This window comes from Enterovibrio baiacu (assembly GCF_004120195.1).
In the GTDB taxonomy this organism is placed as follows: domain Bacteria; phylum Pseudomonadota; class Gammaproteobacteria; order Enterobacterales; family Vibrionaceae; genus Enterovibrio; species Enterovibrio baiacui.
In genome coordinates, this window is the sequence record NZ_SCHN01000010.1 from 119283 (window position 1) to 136033 (window position 16751).

Here is a 16751-nt window from a genome sequence, read left to right on the forward strand (position 1 = left end):
ATTTACTCAAACAACGGGGGATTATTTCGCCACCGCCATTGCATCAATTTCAGTTTCTACCGTGCGACCGTTCGCCGTCACCAGTTTCACTTCGTACACGTAGTTGCCGCGGTGCTCGTCGATTTCAACGCTGTAAGCTTTGCCGCTCAGTTCTGCTTCCGCTTGTTTAACCACGTCTTCTAGCGATTGGTATTGGCCGCTGTTCAGCCCAGACAACCACAATGCATTTTCAAGCTGGTCATCGCTGTCATGGTGATCATCATCGTGCTTGCGGCGGTTGTTACTGTTCAATATCACTTCGCCAGTGTTGCTGTTGATCACGGTGTAGAAGGATTCGCCATTCTTACCCGCCAGTTCAATCTCATAGAAAGATTGGCCCATTTCGACATCACGCTCGACTTCCATTGGGACGCCGCCTGTGTTGGTTTTTGCCAACTCAACCGCTTGCAGCAAGGTGACGGAATCTTCGGTCATGGATTTTGGTGCGTCGTCACCGGCATACGCAGTGCCCATGACCATTAGGGTGCTCACACCAAGTAGGGTAGACATTGCAGCAGGCTTAAACATTGATGACTTTTTCATGGTGGTTTCCTCGTTATTGGTATTAACCAGACAAGGTGATGTCCCTGTCGATGTGTTCACTTTACTCAAGTCATCTTGCGAGGAGTTTTCCTGAACTATACATTTTTGTAAGGTTGGCAGCGGTCTGTCATTTTCAGACAAACGTGGTAGTTTGGTGGCATCACGATCACGCGTCTTAACCGCGCGATTTACATTGTAAAAACTGCTTTTTAAACACAAACGGAGCCATCAAATGCACCCGGTCACCCTCTCGCCCCTTTCCATGGATGATTGTGATGCGTTGTTGGATTTTGAATGCCGCAATAAGGGGTGGTTTGAACAACATATTCCGCCCCGACCATCGCGCTATTTCGACCGCGTAGGGCTCACCGCTGCAACGCAAAAGCTCGTGCAAACCCAAGGTGACGAGTCCCATTTAATGTATGTGGTCTACCAAGGCACGGAGATTGTCGCGCGGGCGAACATTCATACAATCCGCCCTGATTTTGTCGAAATCGGCTATCGCGTTTGCCAATCGCACATTGGCAAAGGCATCGCTACACAAGCTGTCGCAGCATTGCTGACTATCTGCAGACGTCAATTGGCGACGCCTTACGTGCTTGCCAAAGTCACCACAGAAAATCATGCCTCTCACGTTGTATTGAAGAAAACCGGATTCACCCTCACTCGCAAAGAGAAAAACGGCACTGTCGTAAAGGGGAAGCATCTTTCGCTTTGTCACTATGAATACCATTTTGAATGACCATGTTTTTGACCAAAGGCAGGCCGCTTTAAAACGTTTAACCTCAACAAACTAGACATCGACATGCTATGTGTTGACGACATTCGCAAGCTTGCACCTCAAATTCGTCTCTCAGCGCGTAAACCGTTACCCTCGTTTACTTCTACATACACACGCATGTCGCAAGGAGCACAAACATGGGTAGCGAATTTTTCATCGCCTCTGTCCTTAACCTTTCCATCAACCTGATTTACACCATCATTTCCCTGCTCGTGGGCGTTTACGCTCTGCTGTGGGTCGACAAAAAGCTGCTGAAAAGCGTGGATATCGAAGAGGAAATGAAAAAAGGCAATGTGGCTGTGGCCATTTTTGCTTCGACCATTTTGATCTTCGTTGCCGTGATTGTGGCCTTCGGCTTTCGCTCTTAAACCATGGGAATGGTCAAAGTCTTTCCCCTCGTCGCCGGACTGATTTTTCTCTCGGGTTATCTGCAAGAGAAGAAAGATGCGATCAGCGAAGAAACCAAGAAGTTGATGGCGAAATCTCAGAGCACATTGACTGAAAAAGACGTGGCGTTTTCTGGCGAGCGAGGCGAGCTAAAGGTGATCCCGAGTAATCGGTACATCACGCAATATCAAATTCAGAAATGGAAAAACGAGCTTAAAGGCAAGTACGCGATTTACAGCTACCGTGAACGGGGAATTGGTGAATTTACGTCGCTCGCGCCCGACATCAACGGCGACTTTCACCTGACGCACAGTTACCTCGAAGGTTATCTTCCCTTCAAGGTAGATAACCCGCTCATCCCCATGCTCACCATTGCGCGTAAAAAGAAATACCAATATGACCATGAGCAGTACAAAGGGAAGATGGAAATCTGGCAAACAAGCAAGCAGTCGTATTTCTACCCCTCGGGGGATTGCGAAGATCATGCGATTTTGTTGGCCGACTGGCTGATTGAATTGGGGTATGACGCACGCGTTGCCATTGGCGATTATGATGGCGGAGGCCATGCCTGGGTAGTCATGCTGTATAAGGGAAAACAGTATGTGCTGGAGGCAACGCAAAAAAGCGGTTTTGGGCGACAATATCCTTTAGCGTCAACCCTGCCGAAATATCACCCTACGGCGATGTTTAACCGTGAGCATTACTGGGTCAACCAAGGCTCTGCCTTAACCACGAATTACGAATCATCGTCATGGCGATTGATGAGTCGATACACACCGATATCACCATGAGTTCAGACGGCTTGTTGTAGCTGACCATGGTTTGGTGCTCAGTGAAAAAGGTAAAACGCCAGCACGTTGAAGTTGCTGGCGTTTTTTGTCGGTTCCAGACATGAAAATGAACAGACAAATCTTTTTAGTGCATAACACAAAGCATGTGTCACGCACCCTATTTGGTTAAGGGCGCATTGATGCGAAATCTAGCACCTTGCCCTCTTTTTTCAGCGCAAAGAAGAAGGTCTCGCCGCTGCTGTCATCCACACCGTCATTATCTGTCACAGCAAACGCACGACCGTCTTTGGTGATGGCAAAACCTTCAATCTTGTCGGTAACGTAACCGCCTTGCGCTTTCAAATCGGGTAAGAAGTCATACACCAAGTCTTTGCGTACCGTCGGCAGCTCGCCGCCCAAAGGTGCAGGCGTTGCATCGGCTAAAATCACACGCGTCAGTTGCTTCACTTTCGCCGCATCGCCAATCTGGTTATCGCGTTCGATGATGTAAAGCGCCCCTTCATGAGCGGTGATTTCAGATAACCCAACCCAACCTGTTTCCGCTTTCTCGGTTGGGTAACGCACAGCGCCCCACGCGCCTGATTGGGTGTTGTACTGCACCAGTTTCACCATGTTTTCAGGGTCATCTTTCCAACCACGCTGAATCGCAATCCACAGATTATCGCCAACACGGGTAATGCCTTCCGCACCATAGCGTTTTTCAACGGCCATTAACTCAGCAGGGAAGTTGACCGTCTCAATGATGTTGCCGTTTGCATCAGTGCGGTAAAGCGCATGGGCGATGCCTTTGTCAGCGCGACCTTCAGACGCGAGCCAAAAGCCGCCTTTGCCGTCTGTCGTGATGCCTTCAAGATCGAGTTTCTTCGCCGATTCACCGTCTTTCATCACAGGAATGCGTTTCGTGATTTTTGCTGGCGTCGACGCTGCATCAATCACAAAGATGGAAGGCTGTGCTTTGTAGAAACTGTCGTTCACTGCGTAAAGCGTGTTTGCCTTGTTTGGATCTGCCACCAAACCCGACAACGCGCCCCAACCGATAGGTTTGCCGTCGACCATCACAGATTCAATCTGCGGGTAAGCAGGTGCTTCATTGCTGATTTCATACAGCATGACGTGCGCACGCGCGCCGCCATCTTCAATCAAATCTTTCTCATTCGCCGTGGCTAACAAACCTCGGCTTGGCATCGCTGCCGCAGATTCTGGTGAAATGCCCGATGGCAGCAGCTGAACAAATTCTGGTGCTGCGCCTGTATCACGATAAACGCCCACCACTGAGCCACGTTCTGACATCACGAAGATATAGCGCTGACCGTTATAGGTCGCCACTTCCAAGCCTTCAGGTTCTGCGCCTTTGTTGCCGGAGCGTTTTTCAGGGTAATGTCCCGCCAATGCCACGCGGTATTCAAAATCAAGGCCGGATTCAAACAGCACTTTGCCGCGCTTGTCGAAGATCGTAAAGCCGCGAGATCCGCCTTCGTAATCCCCTTCATTGGCGGTAACAAAACGCGCATCGTCGAGCCATTTCACAGCATCCGGTTCGCGTTTTACCGCCAGTTTCGTGCCCGCGAACGTCAGTGCGCGTTCTTCGTCTAGATCCACATTCTTAAGGTCTACTGCGCCAGCACTGAAGTCAGCCATCACTTCGCCTTTCATGCCGTCCACGAGGACGATGTGGTTGTTCTCTTGCAGCGTTACCACCACTTCCCCAAGGCTGTTTATGTCAACAAACTCTGGCTCTGGGTCGTTCGGTGCAATGTCCGACAGGCCAGTCATTGCCACACGCGTTAGGTTGTCACAATCCAGCACGCCGTTTTTCAATGGCACCAAAGACAAATGCCCCGCTGGGAATTGCGGCAACACACCGTCGTTTAAGTCTTCATCGCGTTCGTTTTCAATCGCCACGGCCACAAAACTGCCGTCTTTTGCCACGGCCACGGAATCAGGTTGCCCGCCCAAATCACATGTCGCGAGTGATTGGCTGTTGTTTACGTCACGCTGAGTAAGGTAGCCCGACGGTTGGGTATAGCTTTCAGAGGTGTTGATGGCGGTAACAAAGGTGTTGCCAACAACATCGATGGATGTCGGTTCGCCGTCAAAGGTAATGAAACCCTTACCTTGCGGTTTTTTCGGGTTGGTGATGTCGATAATCCCAACGCCTTTCAGCGGGCTGTCTGAGTAAACAAGCGTGTTGCCATCTTCACTCGCGGCAATAATTTCTGCCGAGCTTTCATGCGTTTTTTCAAGATGGGGAGGAATGTTGTTTGCCGTCGAAAATGCACTTATACGATGAAACGACGCCGCGTCAGTAGCATGAACACCTGCGCTGACAGATACCGCCAGCAATGAAAATAGTAGAGAGCGTTGTGTACGCATGAGGTTACTCCATTAACTTCCGTTGAGGGTCGCTACTTTTCCGATTCAAGGTGACATTGGCATGACATAAACATGGCAGTTCCGTTATGGCATTGAATTGTGGATTCAATGAAGCATTCAGCATGGATAAAACCGCGCTTTTTCCCTATCTCGATACGCAATAACGGCTTTTCACCCAGAAATCACTGTATTTCAAAGCAGACACATAACAACAAAAGTCGTCTAATTTTCTCAACGAAACGCAACACACGAAGTAAAAAAATCATCATTCCTCATGAAGAAAAGTACTTTTCTACACCGCTTTTATTCACTCTTGCCTTTTTTTGTACTTTCATTGTTGCACAGATGTTAATTACCCCTAGTCAACATCTTCTTAACCATGAGGAACTAAAAATGCTGTCTACAAGGAAAACGTTAACTGCCTTTGCTGCATGCTGTACCGCCCTCTCTATGTCTGCCAATGCGGCAACAGAATTGACCATTGCCACGGTCAATAATGGTCACATGATCGAAATGCAGAAGTTTAGCGAAGTATTTGAAAAGCAAAACCCTGACATCACGCTCAACTGGGTGACTCTAGAGGAAGGAGTTCTTCGCCAACGTGTAACCACAGACATCGCCACCAAAGGCGGCCAATTTGATGTCATGACAATTGGCATGTACGAAACCCCCATTTGGGGCAAAAAAGGCTGGTTGAACGAAATCAAGACCGATGCTGCCTATGATGCAGATGACTTACTCCCAGCGATGCGTGCAGGCTTGTCTGTGGATGGCAAACTCTACGCCGTGCCTTTCTACGGTGAAAGCTCCATGGTCATGTACCGTAAAGATCTCGTAGACAAAGCCGGTATGACCGTGCCTGATCGCGCAACATGGGGACACATTCGCGATGTTGCGGCTGCCATTCACGATCCTGACAACGGCGTTTACGGCATTTGTTTACGTGGTAAACCCGGTTGGGGTGACAACACGGCGTTCGTGACCACCATGGCAAACTCGTTCGGTGCCCAATGGTTCGACGAAGATTGGAAACCACAACTTAACTCGCCAGAGTGGAACCATGCTGTGAGCTTCTATGTTGACCTTCTTAACAGCTACGGCCCTCCAGGCTCAAGTTCAAACAGCTTTAACGAAATCCTCGCCCTGTTTAACGAAGGCAAGTGTGGCATGTGGATTGATGCCACGATCGCTGCTTCGTTCATTACCGATCCTAAGCAGAGCAAAGTGCATGACAAAGTGGCGTTCGCGCAATCGCCAGTGGCCGTGACTGACCGCGGTGCTAACTGGTTGTGGGCGTGGGCACTCGCCGTTCCGTCTGCTTCCAAAAATTCAGAAGCCGCTGAGAAATTCGTGAAATGGGCAACGTCAAAAGAATACATCCAGCTGGTAGCTGAAAACAACGGTTGGGCAAGCGTACCAACAGGCACCCGTCAATCCACTTACGCAACACAAGCCTTCCTGGATGCTGCATCCTTCGCAGAAGCAGAACTTGCTGCGATTAACTCTGCCGATCCAAGCAACAGCACCCAGAACCCAAGCCCTTACATCGGTGTTCAGTTTGCTGCCATCCCTGAGTTCCAAGCCATCGGTATTGCCACCGGTCAGCAGCTTTCCTCTGCACTGGCAGGCAAAACAACCGTAGAAAAAGCACTGCAAAGTGCCAACAAGTCTGCAGACCGCGAAATGCGTAAATCAGGCTACTACAAGTAAATCCCTATCGCCGGACAGTGCGCTGTCCGGCTTCTTATCTTCCGTTATTGGTAGTCGCTCATGCAAAAATGGTTACCTCGACTGTTGGTTGCGCCCTCCTTTGTCAGCTTGCTGCTCTGGATGATCGTTCCTCTCTCCATGACGATCTATTTTTCAACCATCAGATATAACCTGCTGTATCCCGGAGAGAACGATTTTATCGGGTCAATGAACTTTGAGTTCTTTTACACCGACGATGCATTTTGGCCCGCATTGATCAACACACTGACGCTCGTTGGCATGGTGTTGGTTGTCACCGTGGTTGGTGCCTTGCTGATTGCTATTGCATTAGACAAACCGTTTTTGGGTCGCGGCATCGCACGCGTCTTGTTGATTTCACCCTTTTTCATCATGCCCACCGTCAACGCATTGATTTGGAAAAACATGATGATGCACCCCGTTTATGGCGTATTGGCGGCGTTGTGGGAAAGTGTAGGGTTGGAACCCATAGATTGGCTTACCGCCTTCCCGCTCGGCTCGATCATTACCATGGTGAGTTGGCAATGGATGCCCTTCGCCTTGCTGATATTTATCACGTCATTGCAATCGATGGACCACGAACAGAAAGAAGCAGCGCTGCTTGATGGCGCGACCGGATGGCAAGTGTTTCGTTATCTCACCCTGCCCCATTTGGCGCGCCCGATTGCGGTGGTGATGATGATTGAAACCATCTTCATGTTATCGATCTTTGCTGAAATCTTCGTGACCACGGGCGGTGGCCCGGGCTACGAATCGACCAACTTAGCTTTCCTCATCTTTGCGCAAGCGTTAATGCAATTTGATGTGGGTGTGGCTTCCGCCGGTGGCTTAATTGCCGTCATTCTCGCCAACATCGTTGCGTTCTTCTTGATACGTGCGATTGGCAAAAACTTGGTGGCATAGGGAGGCATCATGGCTAAAGACGTTTCACTTATCGATCAAACAGGTTGGTTGCGCCCCATCATTTGCTGGGCCATTGCGCTGATTGTGTTCTTTCCCATTTTGATGATGCTGATCACCGCGTTCAAAACCGAACAGCAGGCGATCTCCGTGCCACCGAGCTTTATCTTCGAACCGACCGTGGAAAACTTCGGCATTGTGCAAGAGCGCAGTGACTACCTGAAGTTTGCGATTAACTCGGTGATCACCGCATTTGGCTCGACCATTTTGGCGCTGATCATCGCCATTCCTGCGGCCTATTCCATGGCGTTTTACCCCGCCAAACGCACGAAAGACATGCTGCTGTGGATGCTGTCCACCAAGATGCTGCCTGCGGTTGGGGTGTTGGTCCCCATCTATGTGCTTTGCCAGAAAACAGGATTACTCGACACCACCTTAGCGCTGACCATCATTTACACGCTGATCAATCTGCCGATTGTGGTGTGGATGTTGTTCTCTTACTTCAAAGATATCCCGCGTGACATCTTAGAAGCTGTCCGTCTTGATGGCGCAGATACCTTGGGAGAAATCCGACATGTGCTTATTCCTCTGTCTTTGGGAGGTATCGCATCCACCGCGCTGCTCTCAATTGTGCTGAGCTGGAACGAAGCATTTTGGTCAATCAACCTGACCTCTGCCAATGCGGGTACGCTCGCGACGATGATTTCGACTTACTCAAGCCCGGAAGGCTTGTTCTGGGCAAAACTGTCCGCCGCATCGACGCTAGCCTGCGCACCTATCATCATTCTCGGTTGGTTCTGTCAGAAACAACTGGTTCAGGGATTAACCTTTGGGGCTGTTAAATGAGCTACTTACAAGTCAAACATTTATATAAAAAGTACGGTGACGTCCTTGCACTCAAGGACATCGATTTTGAGATTAAAAAAGGCGAATTCGTTGTCTTTGTCGGCCCATCCGGTTGTGGGAAATCCACGTTACTTAGAACGATTGCAGGCTTAGAGTCATCCTCAGAGGGCGACATTCAATTGGACGGTGAGTCGATCATAGAAACCCACCCGTCCAAGCGCGACGTGGCAATGGTGTTCCAAAGCTACGCGCTTTATCCGCACATGTCGGTGAAAGACAACATGTCTTTCGCGCTAAAGCTGGCAAAACGCCCGCAAGACGAAATAGAACAAAAGGTCGCAAAAGTATCGAAAGCACTCAAGCTGGATGCGCTGTTAGATCGCAAGCCCAAGGCGTTGTCAGGCGGTCAGCGCCAGCGTGTTGCCATTGGACGTGCGATTGTGCGTAACCCGAAAGTGTTCCTGTTTGATGAGCCTCTCTCAAACCTTGATGCCGCGCTTCGTGTTGAAATGCGCATTGAGCTCTCGCGTCTACACCAAGAGCTTCAAAGCACCATGATTTACGTCACCCACGATCAGATTGAAGCCATGACGCTGGCGGATAAAGTGGTGATCATGAGCCAAGGTGAAGTCGCACAAATTGGCACACCACTCGAGCTCTACCACCAGCCTGCGAACCGCTTTGTGGCGACCTTTATCGGCACACCAAAAATGAACGTATTGCCCGTCAACAAGGTGGTGGCGTCGGGCGAAAACGTAGAAATAACCTTCAACGAAGATGCGCGCACTACGCTGCCAGCAGCCATGTTTGATGAGCGCGCAACCGCATCGGCGTCTATCGGTTTCCGCCCGGAATCCCTCTCTTTCTGCAGCGCAGATGAAGGCGATGTGAAAGGCGATGTCGAGGTCATCGAGCAGTTGGGCAGTGAAACTCTCACGTATATCCGAACCCTGAGCGGTGAAACAGTGGTGGTGCGTGCCGATCCTAAACACACGCCCGAGTTGCGACAAACTATCGGCGTGAAACTGGATACACAGCGTGTCTATTTGTTTGATGACCAAGAACAAGCATCTAACATTTACGGTGAGGTAAGCCATGTCTGACCATAAACGACTTGTTCATTTTGGCATTGGTGCATTTCACCGAGGCCATCAAGCCTATTACCTTCAGTTACTTAACGACACGCTGCCAGAAAGCGATCGTTGGTATTACACAGACGTGAATTTACGCAAAGAGACACGCGTCATTCCGGATGCGCTGCGGGCTCAAAATGGTCAGTATCACTTCAAACGCATTGCCCCGAATGGGGATGCCGAATACATCAAAATTAGCAGTATTGACCGTGTAGAGGACGCGTCTGCAGACCCTTCAGTGATTAGGCGTATCTTCAATGACGACAAGGTAAAAGCGTTAACGATTACCGTAACGGAAGGGGGGTATTATCTTAACGACAATGACGACGTTAACCTCTCACACCCGGAAGTGGCGCATGATGTTGGCGTGATCCAACAACAAAACGGACAGCCAAAAACGCTGTACGGTTTTCTCGCGCTTGCATTGATTGCACGCCAGAACATGGATGGTGGAGCCATCACCGTCGCGACGTGCGATAACCTTCGCAACAATGGCAATCGCCTCGCATCCGCATTTGGTCAGTTTATTGAGGCCGCTCAACTCACCACGCTCAAACAATGGATGGCAACGAACGTCACTTTTCCGTGCTCCATGGTTGATAGGATCACGCCAGTGCCGCCATCAACCTTGTCTGACGAGGTAAAACAGCAACTTGGGGTTGATGATGCGTGTCCCATTTTGGGCGAAGATTTCGAACAATGGGTCATAGAAGACCAATTAGCCAACGAATTTCCGGCACTCGATACGGTAGGCGTGACGTTCACCAAGAACGTTCATGCTTTTGAAGAAGCAAAGATCCGCATCTTAAACGGCGGGCATTTTATGTTGTCTTACGTTGGCGCACTGCGCGGTTACCAAACGTTTGACCAAAACATTCATGATGACGAACTCAACGGATGGCTAAAGGCTTACCATCAAAAAGATGTCATTCCGACCATCGACGATCGCCCGTTCGATTTAGAAGCCTACCGACAAATTATTATTTCCCGATTCAGCAATGGCTACATCGCCGATTCCATAGAGCGGATCGCCATGGATAGCATCAGCAAGTTTCCACAGTTTATTTTGCCCACGGTTAGGCTCAACCTCGAACGTGGACACTTCCCAGTGTCAGCAATCATATTGATTGCGCATTGGTACTGTTTTTTATCCCTGAAAATTAGGGGGCGTATCGCGTTTAACTATAAAGATCCTTATCTATCAACCGCCGAAATGTGGATGCATCAACAAGATCCTGTTGGCGCTTTTCTCCATGAGCCTGATATCTGGCAAGGTCTCAATAAACAATATCCAGAATTTGGCGAATCCCTTAAAAAGCAAATCACCATCACGATGGACGCATATCAGGAGCGTTACAGATGACAATGTCACTAGAGCTTCACGGCAAGCCAACACTCGAAGGTAAAGTCGCATTATTGACCGGCGCAAATGGCGGCATTGGGCTTGCCGTCGCTTATGCATATCTCGCCAGTGGCGCACGGTGTGTCATTGCTGACCTGCCTGTTGAACCTTCTGTGGGTATATCCGCTCTTCTTGATAAGTTTGGCGATAACGTAACTTACCAACATGGTGACATCACAGACGCAGAGACACGCAGACGCTTAGTGTCCTCAACACTCACGCAATTCGGCAGTATTGATGTCCTGTTCAACAACGCCGCTATTTTTAATATGGCCCCAATATTGGACGCCTCAGAAGAAGAATTTGATCGCGTGTTTTCCGTGAACGTCAAAGCCATGTTCTTTTTGATGCAAGATGTCGCGAAAGCCATGATAGAAACAGGGAAAGGCGGAAAAATCATCAATATGGCGTCTCAAGCAGGCCGTCGAGGAGAAGCGTTAGTTGCGCATTACTGCGCCACAAAAGCCGCCGTCATCAGCTATACCCAATCAGCAGCGCTCGCTCTGGCTGAGCATGGCATCACGGTGAACGGGATCTCCCCCGGCGTCGTGGATACTCCGATGTGGGACAGTGTCGATGCCTTGTTTGCCAAATACGAAAATCGCCAACTTGGCGAGAAGAAAAAATTGGTTGGCGAAGAAGTGCCATTAGGCCGTATGGGTGTGCCGAATGATATTGCGGGCATGGCGCTTTTCCTTGCCTCTCCCCTTTCTGACTATATTACCGCACAGACGTATAACGTCGATGGCGGCAATGTGATGAGTTAACCCATGAATACCTATCTAGGTATTGATATCGGGACGTCTGCCGTCAAAGTCCTATTGGTCAACATTGATGGCGACGTACTGGATAGCCAGTCGGTGTCTTACGGTACCGACTCCCCTCAAGCGCTATGGAACGAACAAAACCCATCTGTCTGGTGGCAAAGCACGCTCAATTGTTTTGAAGCGCTCCGTGAACGCAATCAATCCCATTGGCAGCGAGTGGCCGCCATCGGGCTATCTGGTCAAATGCACGGCGCGGTTTGCCTTGATGAGGAACGAGAGCCTGTCTACCCCGCCATTTTATGGAACGACGGACGTGCCCACAAAGAAAGCGCCGATCTCAACCGTTTATGCCCCGACATTGGCTACAGCGCGGGGGTGCCAGCCATGCCAGGCTTTACTGCCCCAAAGCTACTGTGGCTGCACGACAACGAGCCGGATATCTTCGCGCGAATAGATAAAATTATGTTGCCCAAAGATTACGTGCGCTTAATGCTAACAGGAGAGTGTTGCACTGACGTCAGCGATGCAGCAGGCACCTTGTGGCTAAATGAAGCAGCGCGTGATTGGGATGATGATCTGCTCAGCGCCTGTCACCTCAAGCGCAAGCACATGCCAACCCTGCTTGAAGGCAATCAAATCAGTGGCACGCTGTTGGCGGAAATTGCAGATCGTTTGATGCTTCCTGATGGCATTCTCGTCGCAGGCGGTGCGGGTGATGCTTCTGCGGGCGGCATTGGTATTGGAGCCGTCAATGAAGGTGACGCGTTCCTCTCCCTCGGCACGTCAGGGCAAATCTTTGTCGCCAAAGAACAGCACAGTGCCAATCCTCAAGGGTACATTCATGCTTTCGCACATGCCTTGCCTGATCGCTGGTGCCATATGGCCTGTTTGCTCAATGGTGCCAGTCCCTTGCTCTGGTTCTCATCCATCACATCAACCCCTATCGACGTGTTACTTTCAGAAGCAGAGGCGGCAAACGACCAGCACCGTGGGGTATTTTTTATGCCCTATCTAAACGGTGAGCGCACCCCTCATAACAACCCCTTTGCAACGGGCAGTTTTCAAGGGCTGACGGCCCATACATCGCGAAATGAAATGACACAGGCAATACTAGAAGGGATTGCATTCAGTTTTCGCGATTGCTTACTCGCCTTAGAAAGCGCCAATACGTATTTATCTTCATTGGGCGCGATTGGCGGAGGCGTGAAAAGTGATTACTGGCTACAAATGCTTTCAGACGTATTAAATCTGGTGATCCATAAGTACGACGGAGCAGAAACAGGACCGGCGTTGGGTGCAACTCGGCTGGCCATACTCTGCCATACAGAACGCTCGATTGAAGCGGTGTGTCAGTCGCCAGCAATCGAAAAAACATTCATGCCCAATGCAGAAAGGCATGCGTTCTACGCCGATAAACACGCGCAATTTTCGTCACTATTTAAGGTACTAGAGCCAACATATGGATAATAACCGTACGATGTATAAGCCCCTACCCGAGGAGCATCTAATGTCAGAGCCGAGTACGAAAGACCCCGTTTGGGAGTTCATTCAAATCAATGATGAGTCGGTATACTACAAAGAACATGGGGTTCCTCATCACAGTATCCATTGGCATGTCCATGAGCAGTATGAACTTCATTTGATTGTGAAGACAAATGGTAAGGCCATGATTGGTAACCATTTAGGGCCTTTTTCACCCGGCCAGCTCACGCTTGTTGGCCCTTGGCTTCCTCACAATTGGGAGAGCACGCTGCAACCCGGTGAAACCCATGAGTTACGCGATATGGTGATTCTGTTTAAACCTGACCTTTTTTATACGGCGGCAAAATCGTTTCCTGAACTGGCGCAATTCGCGCGCATTTTAGAGCAGGCCAAAATGGGGATTGAGTTTCTTGATGTTCCTTTTGACAGTGCCGTGGATTATTTTCGTAAAGTAAGAGAAAGTGAGGGCGTGACTAAGCTTGTGCATTTTCTTTCTTTTATCGACTACCTCAGCAAGCGCAATACCCGCGTGCTCTCGAACATGCCTGCATCTGAAATCAAAGAACCAGGCACAGTGCAAAGCCGAATTAACGAGGTGGTCGATTACGTCATGCAAAACTACCAACACCCCATTCGACTCAAAACGTTATCAGACAAACTGGGTATGACTGAATCGTACTTCTCACGGTTTTTCCATCAGGCGTCAGGCCATAGATTTACTGACTTTGTAAACCGCGTGCGTATTCAACGCGCTTGCGTCTTGCTGAGTGATACCAGCGATACTATCGCCGACATCAGTCAAACGGTGGGGTTTCATAACCTCGCGAATTTCAGCCGCCATTTTCGGAGAATTAACGGATTAAGCCCTCTCGCCTACCGCAAGAAACATGCATCGCAAACCTCAATGACCTGAATCGTTGAGTGAGACAAAAATGAGAAAACCCATAAAACAGGGGGACTCACAAGTGTCAAACGCGAATCTAGCAGACAATATGTTGCTAGAATTCTGAAATAGAGTGGTTTTTATCTACCTTCATTCCCAATTCCGACTGCAAATTGATGTTGTATCACTGACACCTTCGATTGATTTCACGTGATGAAGGTTTAACCACAATTTTGACAAGTGTATTTTTTAGAAAGCGCCTTTGATCTCAATGAAATAGCGCGCGTTCCATTAAGATGGATTCAGTCAATTAGCAGAGGCATTGCGGTTGCCAGTTCGGGCACTTGGACGCACCGCATTGGCCATATCACCGGAGTGCACCGATGCATCAACACGGCAAGATCAATTACGTTGAGTTTCCAGCCCGCGATTTACTCGCTACCAAATCCTTTTTCTCTGAAGCCTTTGGCTGGACATTCACCGACTATGGTCCAGATTACACCGCCTTTTCTGATGAAGGTCTTGATGGGGGCTTTTACCGCGCAGACATGCACTCAGAACCAAGCCAAGGCGGCGCATTGATCGTGTTTTATAGTGATTCCCTAGAACAAACGGAAATCAACGTTCGCCAAACCGGCGGCAAAATTGTGCAAGCAATCTTCGATTTTCCCGGTGGAAGACGCTTCCATTTCGTCGAGCCAAGCGGCAACGAATTTGCAGTGTGGTCAGATAAATAGTGGCCAGATAAATAACAGTCAGTCATGGACCATAGGTGCCCTCTCGGTCGAAGGCACCTTCTTTTTTATGCGTGACGTTGCTGTTCATGACTTTCATGCATTCACTCCTCACTCTCCAATCACCGCTTCTATCAAGGGCATATTCCATGCGATAAAGCCTTTTATGAATGATTAAGAAACACCCTACCCTCGCAATATTCCCCGACATTTTCTTCATTACATTTATATCTTTAAATTAAAGCCAAGCATTTAACCCTGTTCTTTTTCCATGCTGTTATAGCGCATATTCCATATCCGATTTGTGTATTAGATACACCTCAATAATAATTTCACCATATTGATTGAGAACAAAAGGGTGAAGTCATGATCAATTTAGATTCGTTAGTATCTGTTGTGCATTTAAGCGTGGCTAATGCTAATCAGAAATTACAAGATCAAAACCAAGAACTGTTTCAGCATTTTTTTGATCAGATCCCAAATGAAAATGGAAATTTACAAGACAGCGGAAACCCTAACGCAAACCAAACTGATAACCGCACATTATATCGACCTAAATATGTGACGATTGAATACCCTTATGAAACATCGGATGGCATTAAAACAGTGGGGGTCGATGTTCCTCTTCTTACTATTGTCCCTGTTACTGCGCCAAGAATAAGCGAAGTGAGATTTAAAACAGAATTAGAAGTGGGCGTAAAAGAAGATAACTCATTGGAAATTGCCTTCCCAAGCACTAAAAAATCCGGATTATTTAATGCCGATAAATCTTCCCATTCATTGGCTGAATTAGAAATTGTCATTAACGCCGATGAACCACCAGAAGGCCTCAAGAAATTAATTGAAGGCTATGACAGAGCACTCAGAGCACAGATCCCAGGATAGAGGATTTTTGCTGGCGTTACCCCTAGACACTAAACCACAATCAGGAGCAATATTATGCCAGAAGTAAGCAACGGCCCAGCCCTCGTCTCAATGGCCCAACAATTTGCCGGCCTTCCTATGCGTTCATTGATTGGCGGCCCGCTGAATGCGGCGGCTCAAGCCAACAGTATGATGGCCGTCACCCAGACGAAATTCATGTTAGATACTTGCTTTAATAAGAACACGGACACGAAAGATGAAACCTCTCTCACCCCTATTATGGTGACAATGCAAATTACCCGTGGGGTTATTGCTGAAGGGGAAGCCAAAGACGGTGAAAAACCTGATGTGAGTATCGAACAAGTCACGACTCAATTTGATGTGCCACTCCTTACCATTATTCCATTAAATTCTTTGGGTGTGGAAACAGTGCAAGTTGATTTCGAAATGGAAGTGAAATCTAGCTATTCTGATGAATCTTCTCAATCGTCATCAAGCAGCACCAGTGAACAAGGAAGTTTCGACGCTAAACTCGGTGAAGGCTGGTGGTCGGTTGAAGTAAAAGGCAGTATTAGTCATGACAGTCAATCGGCTTCAAGTCAAAAGTCCACGTATCAAAAAAGCAATAATGCAAAATATACTGTGAGTGTTGGTGCAGGGCAATTACCATTACCACAAGGTGTCACCACCATTATTCAAGCTTTCTCGAACAGTATTAGTCCAATTACACTCGGCTCCTCAAAAAAAGCTGAAGATGCATAATAAACAGGTCAAATTTATCTATTCAACTTTATAAAAATATATTGCCCGATTTAATAACAAAAACGTCAAAACAACGTTATTAATTCGGGCTGTTTTTAAGGAATATTATCATGAAGAATCAAATACCTTGCCCAGATTGCAACGTGAGCATTTATTTTGATTTGAATTTACTATTGGCTGGCCGCGCATTTAGTTGTCCACGGTGCAATGCATCTATCAGTTTGCATCCCGCAAGTCAGCCTCAATTAAGTAAAGCCGTTGAAGGGTTCGCTGAGTTACAAAAGCTGAATGAAAAAGCGAATGCCGCGTCGGCGAATGCATTAGGAGAACAGTAAG

At 48.5% G+C, this 16751-nt stretch carries 17 protein-coding genes; 15 read left to right on the forward strand and 2 right to left on the reverse strand.

What is annotated here, in order from left to right:
• Window positions 1-21 precede the first annotated feature (21 nt).
• Window positions 22-582 carry a PepSY domain-containing protein gene (locus EQP46_RS11815; RefSeq protein WP_129493846.1) on the reverse strand — a complete coding sequence of 187 codons (561 nt, stop codon included), beginning with the start codon at window positions 580-582 and terminating at the stop codon, window positions 22-24.
• A 232-nt stretch (window positions 583-814) separates the two neighbouring features.
• Between EQP46_RS11815 and EQP46_RS11820 the strand changes: the two genes are divergently transcribed.
• The 3 genes from EQP46_RS11820 (at window position 815) to EQP46_RS11830 (ending at window position 2541) form a co-directional block, all read left to right on the forward strand.
• Window positions 815-1324: a GNAT family N-acetyltransferase gene (locus EQP46_RS11820; protein WP_129493847.1), complete on the forward strand. Its 510-nt coding sequence runs from the start codon at window positions 815-817 to the stop codon at window positions 1322-1324.
• A gap of 176 nt (window positions 1325-1500) precedes the next feature.
• Complete coding sequence (locus EQP46_RS11825; RefSeq protein ID WP_129493848.1) at window positions 1501-1731, forward strand: DUF350 domain-containing protein; 231 nt, start codon at window positions 1501-1503, stop codon at window positions 1729-1731.
• A 9-nt stretch (window positions 1732-1740) separates the two neighbouring features.
• Complete coding sequence (locus tag EQP46_RS11830) at window positions 1741-2541, forward strand: transglutaminase-like domain-containing protein (protein WP_240671717.1); 801 nt, start codon at window positions 1741-1743, stop codon at window positions 2539-2541.
• A gap of 165 nt (window positions 2542-2706) precedes the next feature.
• Here EQP46_RS11830 and EQP46_RS11835 read toward each other — a convergent pair whose 3' ends face one another.
• A complete protein-coding gene (locus EQP46_RS11835) occupies window positions 2707-4914 on the reverse strand; it encodes an esterase-like activity of phytase family protein (RefSeq protein ID WP_129493850.1) in 2208 nt (735 codons plus the stop codon).
• A 393-nt stretch (window positions 4915-5307) separates the two neighbouring features.
• Between EQP46_RS11835 and EQP46_RS11840 the strand changes: the two genes are divergently transcribed.
• The 12 genes from EQP46_RS11840 to EQP46_RS11895 all read left to right on the forward strand — a co-directional run bounded on the left by EQP46_RS11840 (window position 5308) and on the right by EQP46_RS11895 (window position 16750).
• Window positions 5308-6624 (forward strand): ABC transporter substrate-binding protein, encoded by a 1317-nt coding sequence (locus tag EQP46_RS11840; protein ID WP_129493851.1) that lies wholly within the window; start codon window positions 5308-5310, stop codon window positions 6622-6624.
• A 60-nt stretch (window positions 6625-6684) separates the two neighbouring features.
• Window positions 6685-7545, forward strand: a complete 861-nt coding sequence (locus EQP46_RS11845; RefSeq protein WP_129493852.1) for a carbohydrate ABC transporter permease — start codon at window positions 6685-6687, stop codon at window positions 7543-7545.
• Between the two features lie 9 nt (window positions 7546-7554).
• Entirely contained in the window at window positions 7555-8388 is an 834-nt protein-coding gene (locus EQP46_RS11850) for a carbohydrate ABC transporter permease (protein ID WP_129493853.1), read from the forward strand.
• The gene (locus tag EQP46_RS11855) at window positions 8385-9491 is read left to right on the forward strand and encodes an ABC transporter ATP-binding protein (RefSeq protein ID WP_129493854.1); all 1107 of its coding nucleotides are present in this window, start codon (window positions 8385-8387) and stop codon (window positions 9489-9491) included. Before EQP46_RS11850 ends, EQP46_RS11855 begins: the two co-directional genes overlap by 4 nt.
• The gene (locus tag EQP46_RS11860) at window positions 9484-10884 is read left to right on the forward strand and encodes a mannitol dehydrogenase family protein (protein ID WP_129493855.1); all 1401 of its coding nucleotides are present in this window, start codon (window positions 9484-9486) and stop codon (window positions 10882-10884) included. Before EQP46_RS11855 ends, EQP46_RS11860 begins: the two co-directional genes overlap by 8 nt.
• Complete coding sequence (locus tag EQP46_RS11865) at window positions 10881-11690, forward strand: L-iditol 2-dehydrogenase (protein WP_129493856.1); 810 nt, start codon at window positions 10881-10883, stop codon at window positions 11688-11690. The genes EQP46_RS11860 and EQP46_RS11865 overlap by 4 nt, the downstream gene beginning before the upstream one ends.
• A gap of 3 nt (window positions 11691-11693) precedes the next feature.
• Window positions 11694-13157, forward strand: coding sequence for a xylulokinase (gene xylB / locus EQP46_RS11870; RefSeq protein WP_129493857.1), 1464 nt, complete (start codon window positions 11694-11696; stop codon window positions 13155-13157).
• Between the two features lie 40 nt (window positions 13158-13197).
• The gene (locus tag EQP46_RS11875; protein WP_129493858.1) at window positions 13198-14085 is read left to right on the forward strand and encodes a helix-turn-helix domain-containing protein; all 888 of its coding nucleotides are present in this window, start codon (window positions 13198-13200) and stop codon (window positions 14083-14085) included.
• A 353-nt stretch (window positions 14086-14438) separates the two neighbouring features.
• Entirely contained in the window at window positions 14439-14792 is a 354-nt protein-coding gene (locus EQP46_RS11880) for a VOC family protein (RefSeq protein WP_129493859.1), read from the forward strand.
• A gap of 363 nt (window positions 14793-15155) precedes the next feature.
• A complete protein-coding gene (locus EQP46_RS11885) occupies window positions 15156-15674 on the forward strand; it encodes a DUF2589 domain-containing protein (RefSeq protein WP_129493860.1) in 519 nt (172 codons plus the stop codon).
• 54 nt (window positions 15675-15728) lie between these two features.
• Window positions 15729-16415 carry a DUF2589 domain-containing protein gene (locus EQP46_RS11890; protein ID WP_129493861.1) on the forward strand — a complete coding sequence of 229 codons (687 nt, stop codon included), beginning with the start codon at window positions 15729-15731 and terminating at the stop codon, window positions 16413-16415.
• Window positions 16416-16525: 110 nt separating this feature from the next.
• Window positions 16526-16750 (forward strand): hypothetical protein, encoded by a 225-nt coding sequence (locus tag EQP46_RS11895; protein WP_129493862.1) that lies wholly within the window; start codon window positions 16526-16528, stop codon window positions 16748-16750.
• Window position 16751 lies beyond the last annotated feature (1 nt).

Excerpts from the sequence above, each read along its gene's own strand:
- EQP46_RS11880 (WP_129493859.1), top strand. The coding sequence starts at position 14,439 with ATGCATCAACACGGCAAGATCAATTACGTTGAGTTTCCAGCCCGCGAT.
- EQP46_RS11845 (WP_129493852.1), top strand. The coding sequence starts at position 6,685 with ATGCAAAAATGGTTACCTCGACTGTTGGTTGCGCCCTCCTTTGTCAGC.
- EQP46_RS11885 (WP_129493860.1), top strand. The coding sequence starts at position 15,156 with ATGATCAATTTAGATTCGTTAGTATCTGTTGTGCATTTAAGCGTGGCT.
- EQP46_RS11830 (WP_240671717.1), top strand. The coding sequence starts at position 1,741 with ATGGTCAAAGTCTTTCCCCTCGTCGCCGGACTGATTTTTCTCTCGGGT.
- EQP46_RS11815 (WP_129493846.1), bottom strand. The coding sequence starts at position 582 with ATGAAAAAGTCATCAATGTTTAAGCCTGCTGCAATGTCTACCCTACTT.
- EQP46_RS11840 (WP_129493851.1), top strand. The coding sequence starts at position 5,308 with ATGCTGTCTACAAGGAAAACGTTAACTGCCTTTGCTGCATGCTGTACC.
- EQP46_RS11855 (WP_129493854.1), top strand. The coding sequence starts at position 8,385 with ATGAGCTACTTACAAGTCAAACATTTATATAAAAAGTACGGTGACGTC.
- EQP46_RS11820 (WP_129493847.1), top strand. The coding sequence starts at position 815 with ATGCACCCGGTCACCCTCTCGCCCCTTTCCATGGATGATTGTGATGCG.
- xylB (WP_129493857.1), top strand. The coding sequence starts at position 11,694 with ATGAATACCTATCTAGGTATTGATATCGGGACGTCTGCCGTCAAAGTC.
- EQP46_RS11865 (WP_129493856.1), top strand. The coding sequence starts at position 10,881 with ATGACAATGTCACTAGAGCTTCACGGCAAGCCAACACTCGAAGGTAAA.
- EQP46_RS11875 (WP_129493858.1), top strand. The coding sequence starts at position 13,198 with ATGTCAGAGCCGAGTACGAAAGACCCCGTTTGGGAGTTCATTCAAATC.
- EQP46_RS11835 (WP_129493850.1), bottom strand. The coding sequence starts at position 4,914 with ATGCGTACACAACGCTCTCTACTATTTTCATTGCTGGCGGTATCTGTC.
- EQP46_RS11850 (WP_129493853.1), top strand. The coding sequence starts at position 7,555 with ATGGCTAAAGACGTTTCACTTATCGATCAAACAGGTTGGTTGCGCCCC.
- EQP46_RS11860 (WP_129493855.1), top strand. The coding sequence starts at position 9,484 with ATGTCTGACCATAAACGACTTGTTCATTTTGGCATTGGTGCATTTCAC.
- EQP46_RS11890 (WP_129493861.1), top strand. The coding sequence starts at position 15,729 with ATGCCAGAAGTAAGCAACGGCCCAGCCCTCGTCTCAATGGCCCAACAA.
- EQP46_RS11825 (WP_129493848.1), top strand. The coding sequence starts at position 1,501 with ATGGGTAGCGAATTTTTCATCGCCTCTGTCCTTAACCTTTCCATCAAC.
- EQP46_RS11895 (WP_129493862.1), top strand. The coding sequence starts at position 16,526 with ATGAAGAATCAAATACCTTGCCCAGATTGCAACGTGAGCATTTATTTT.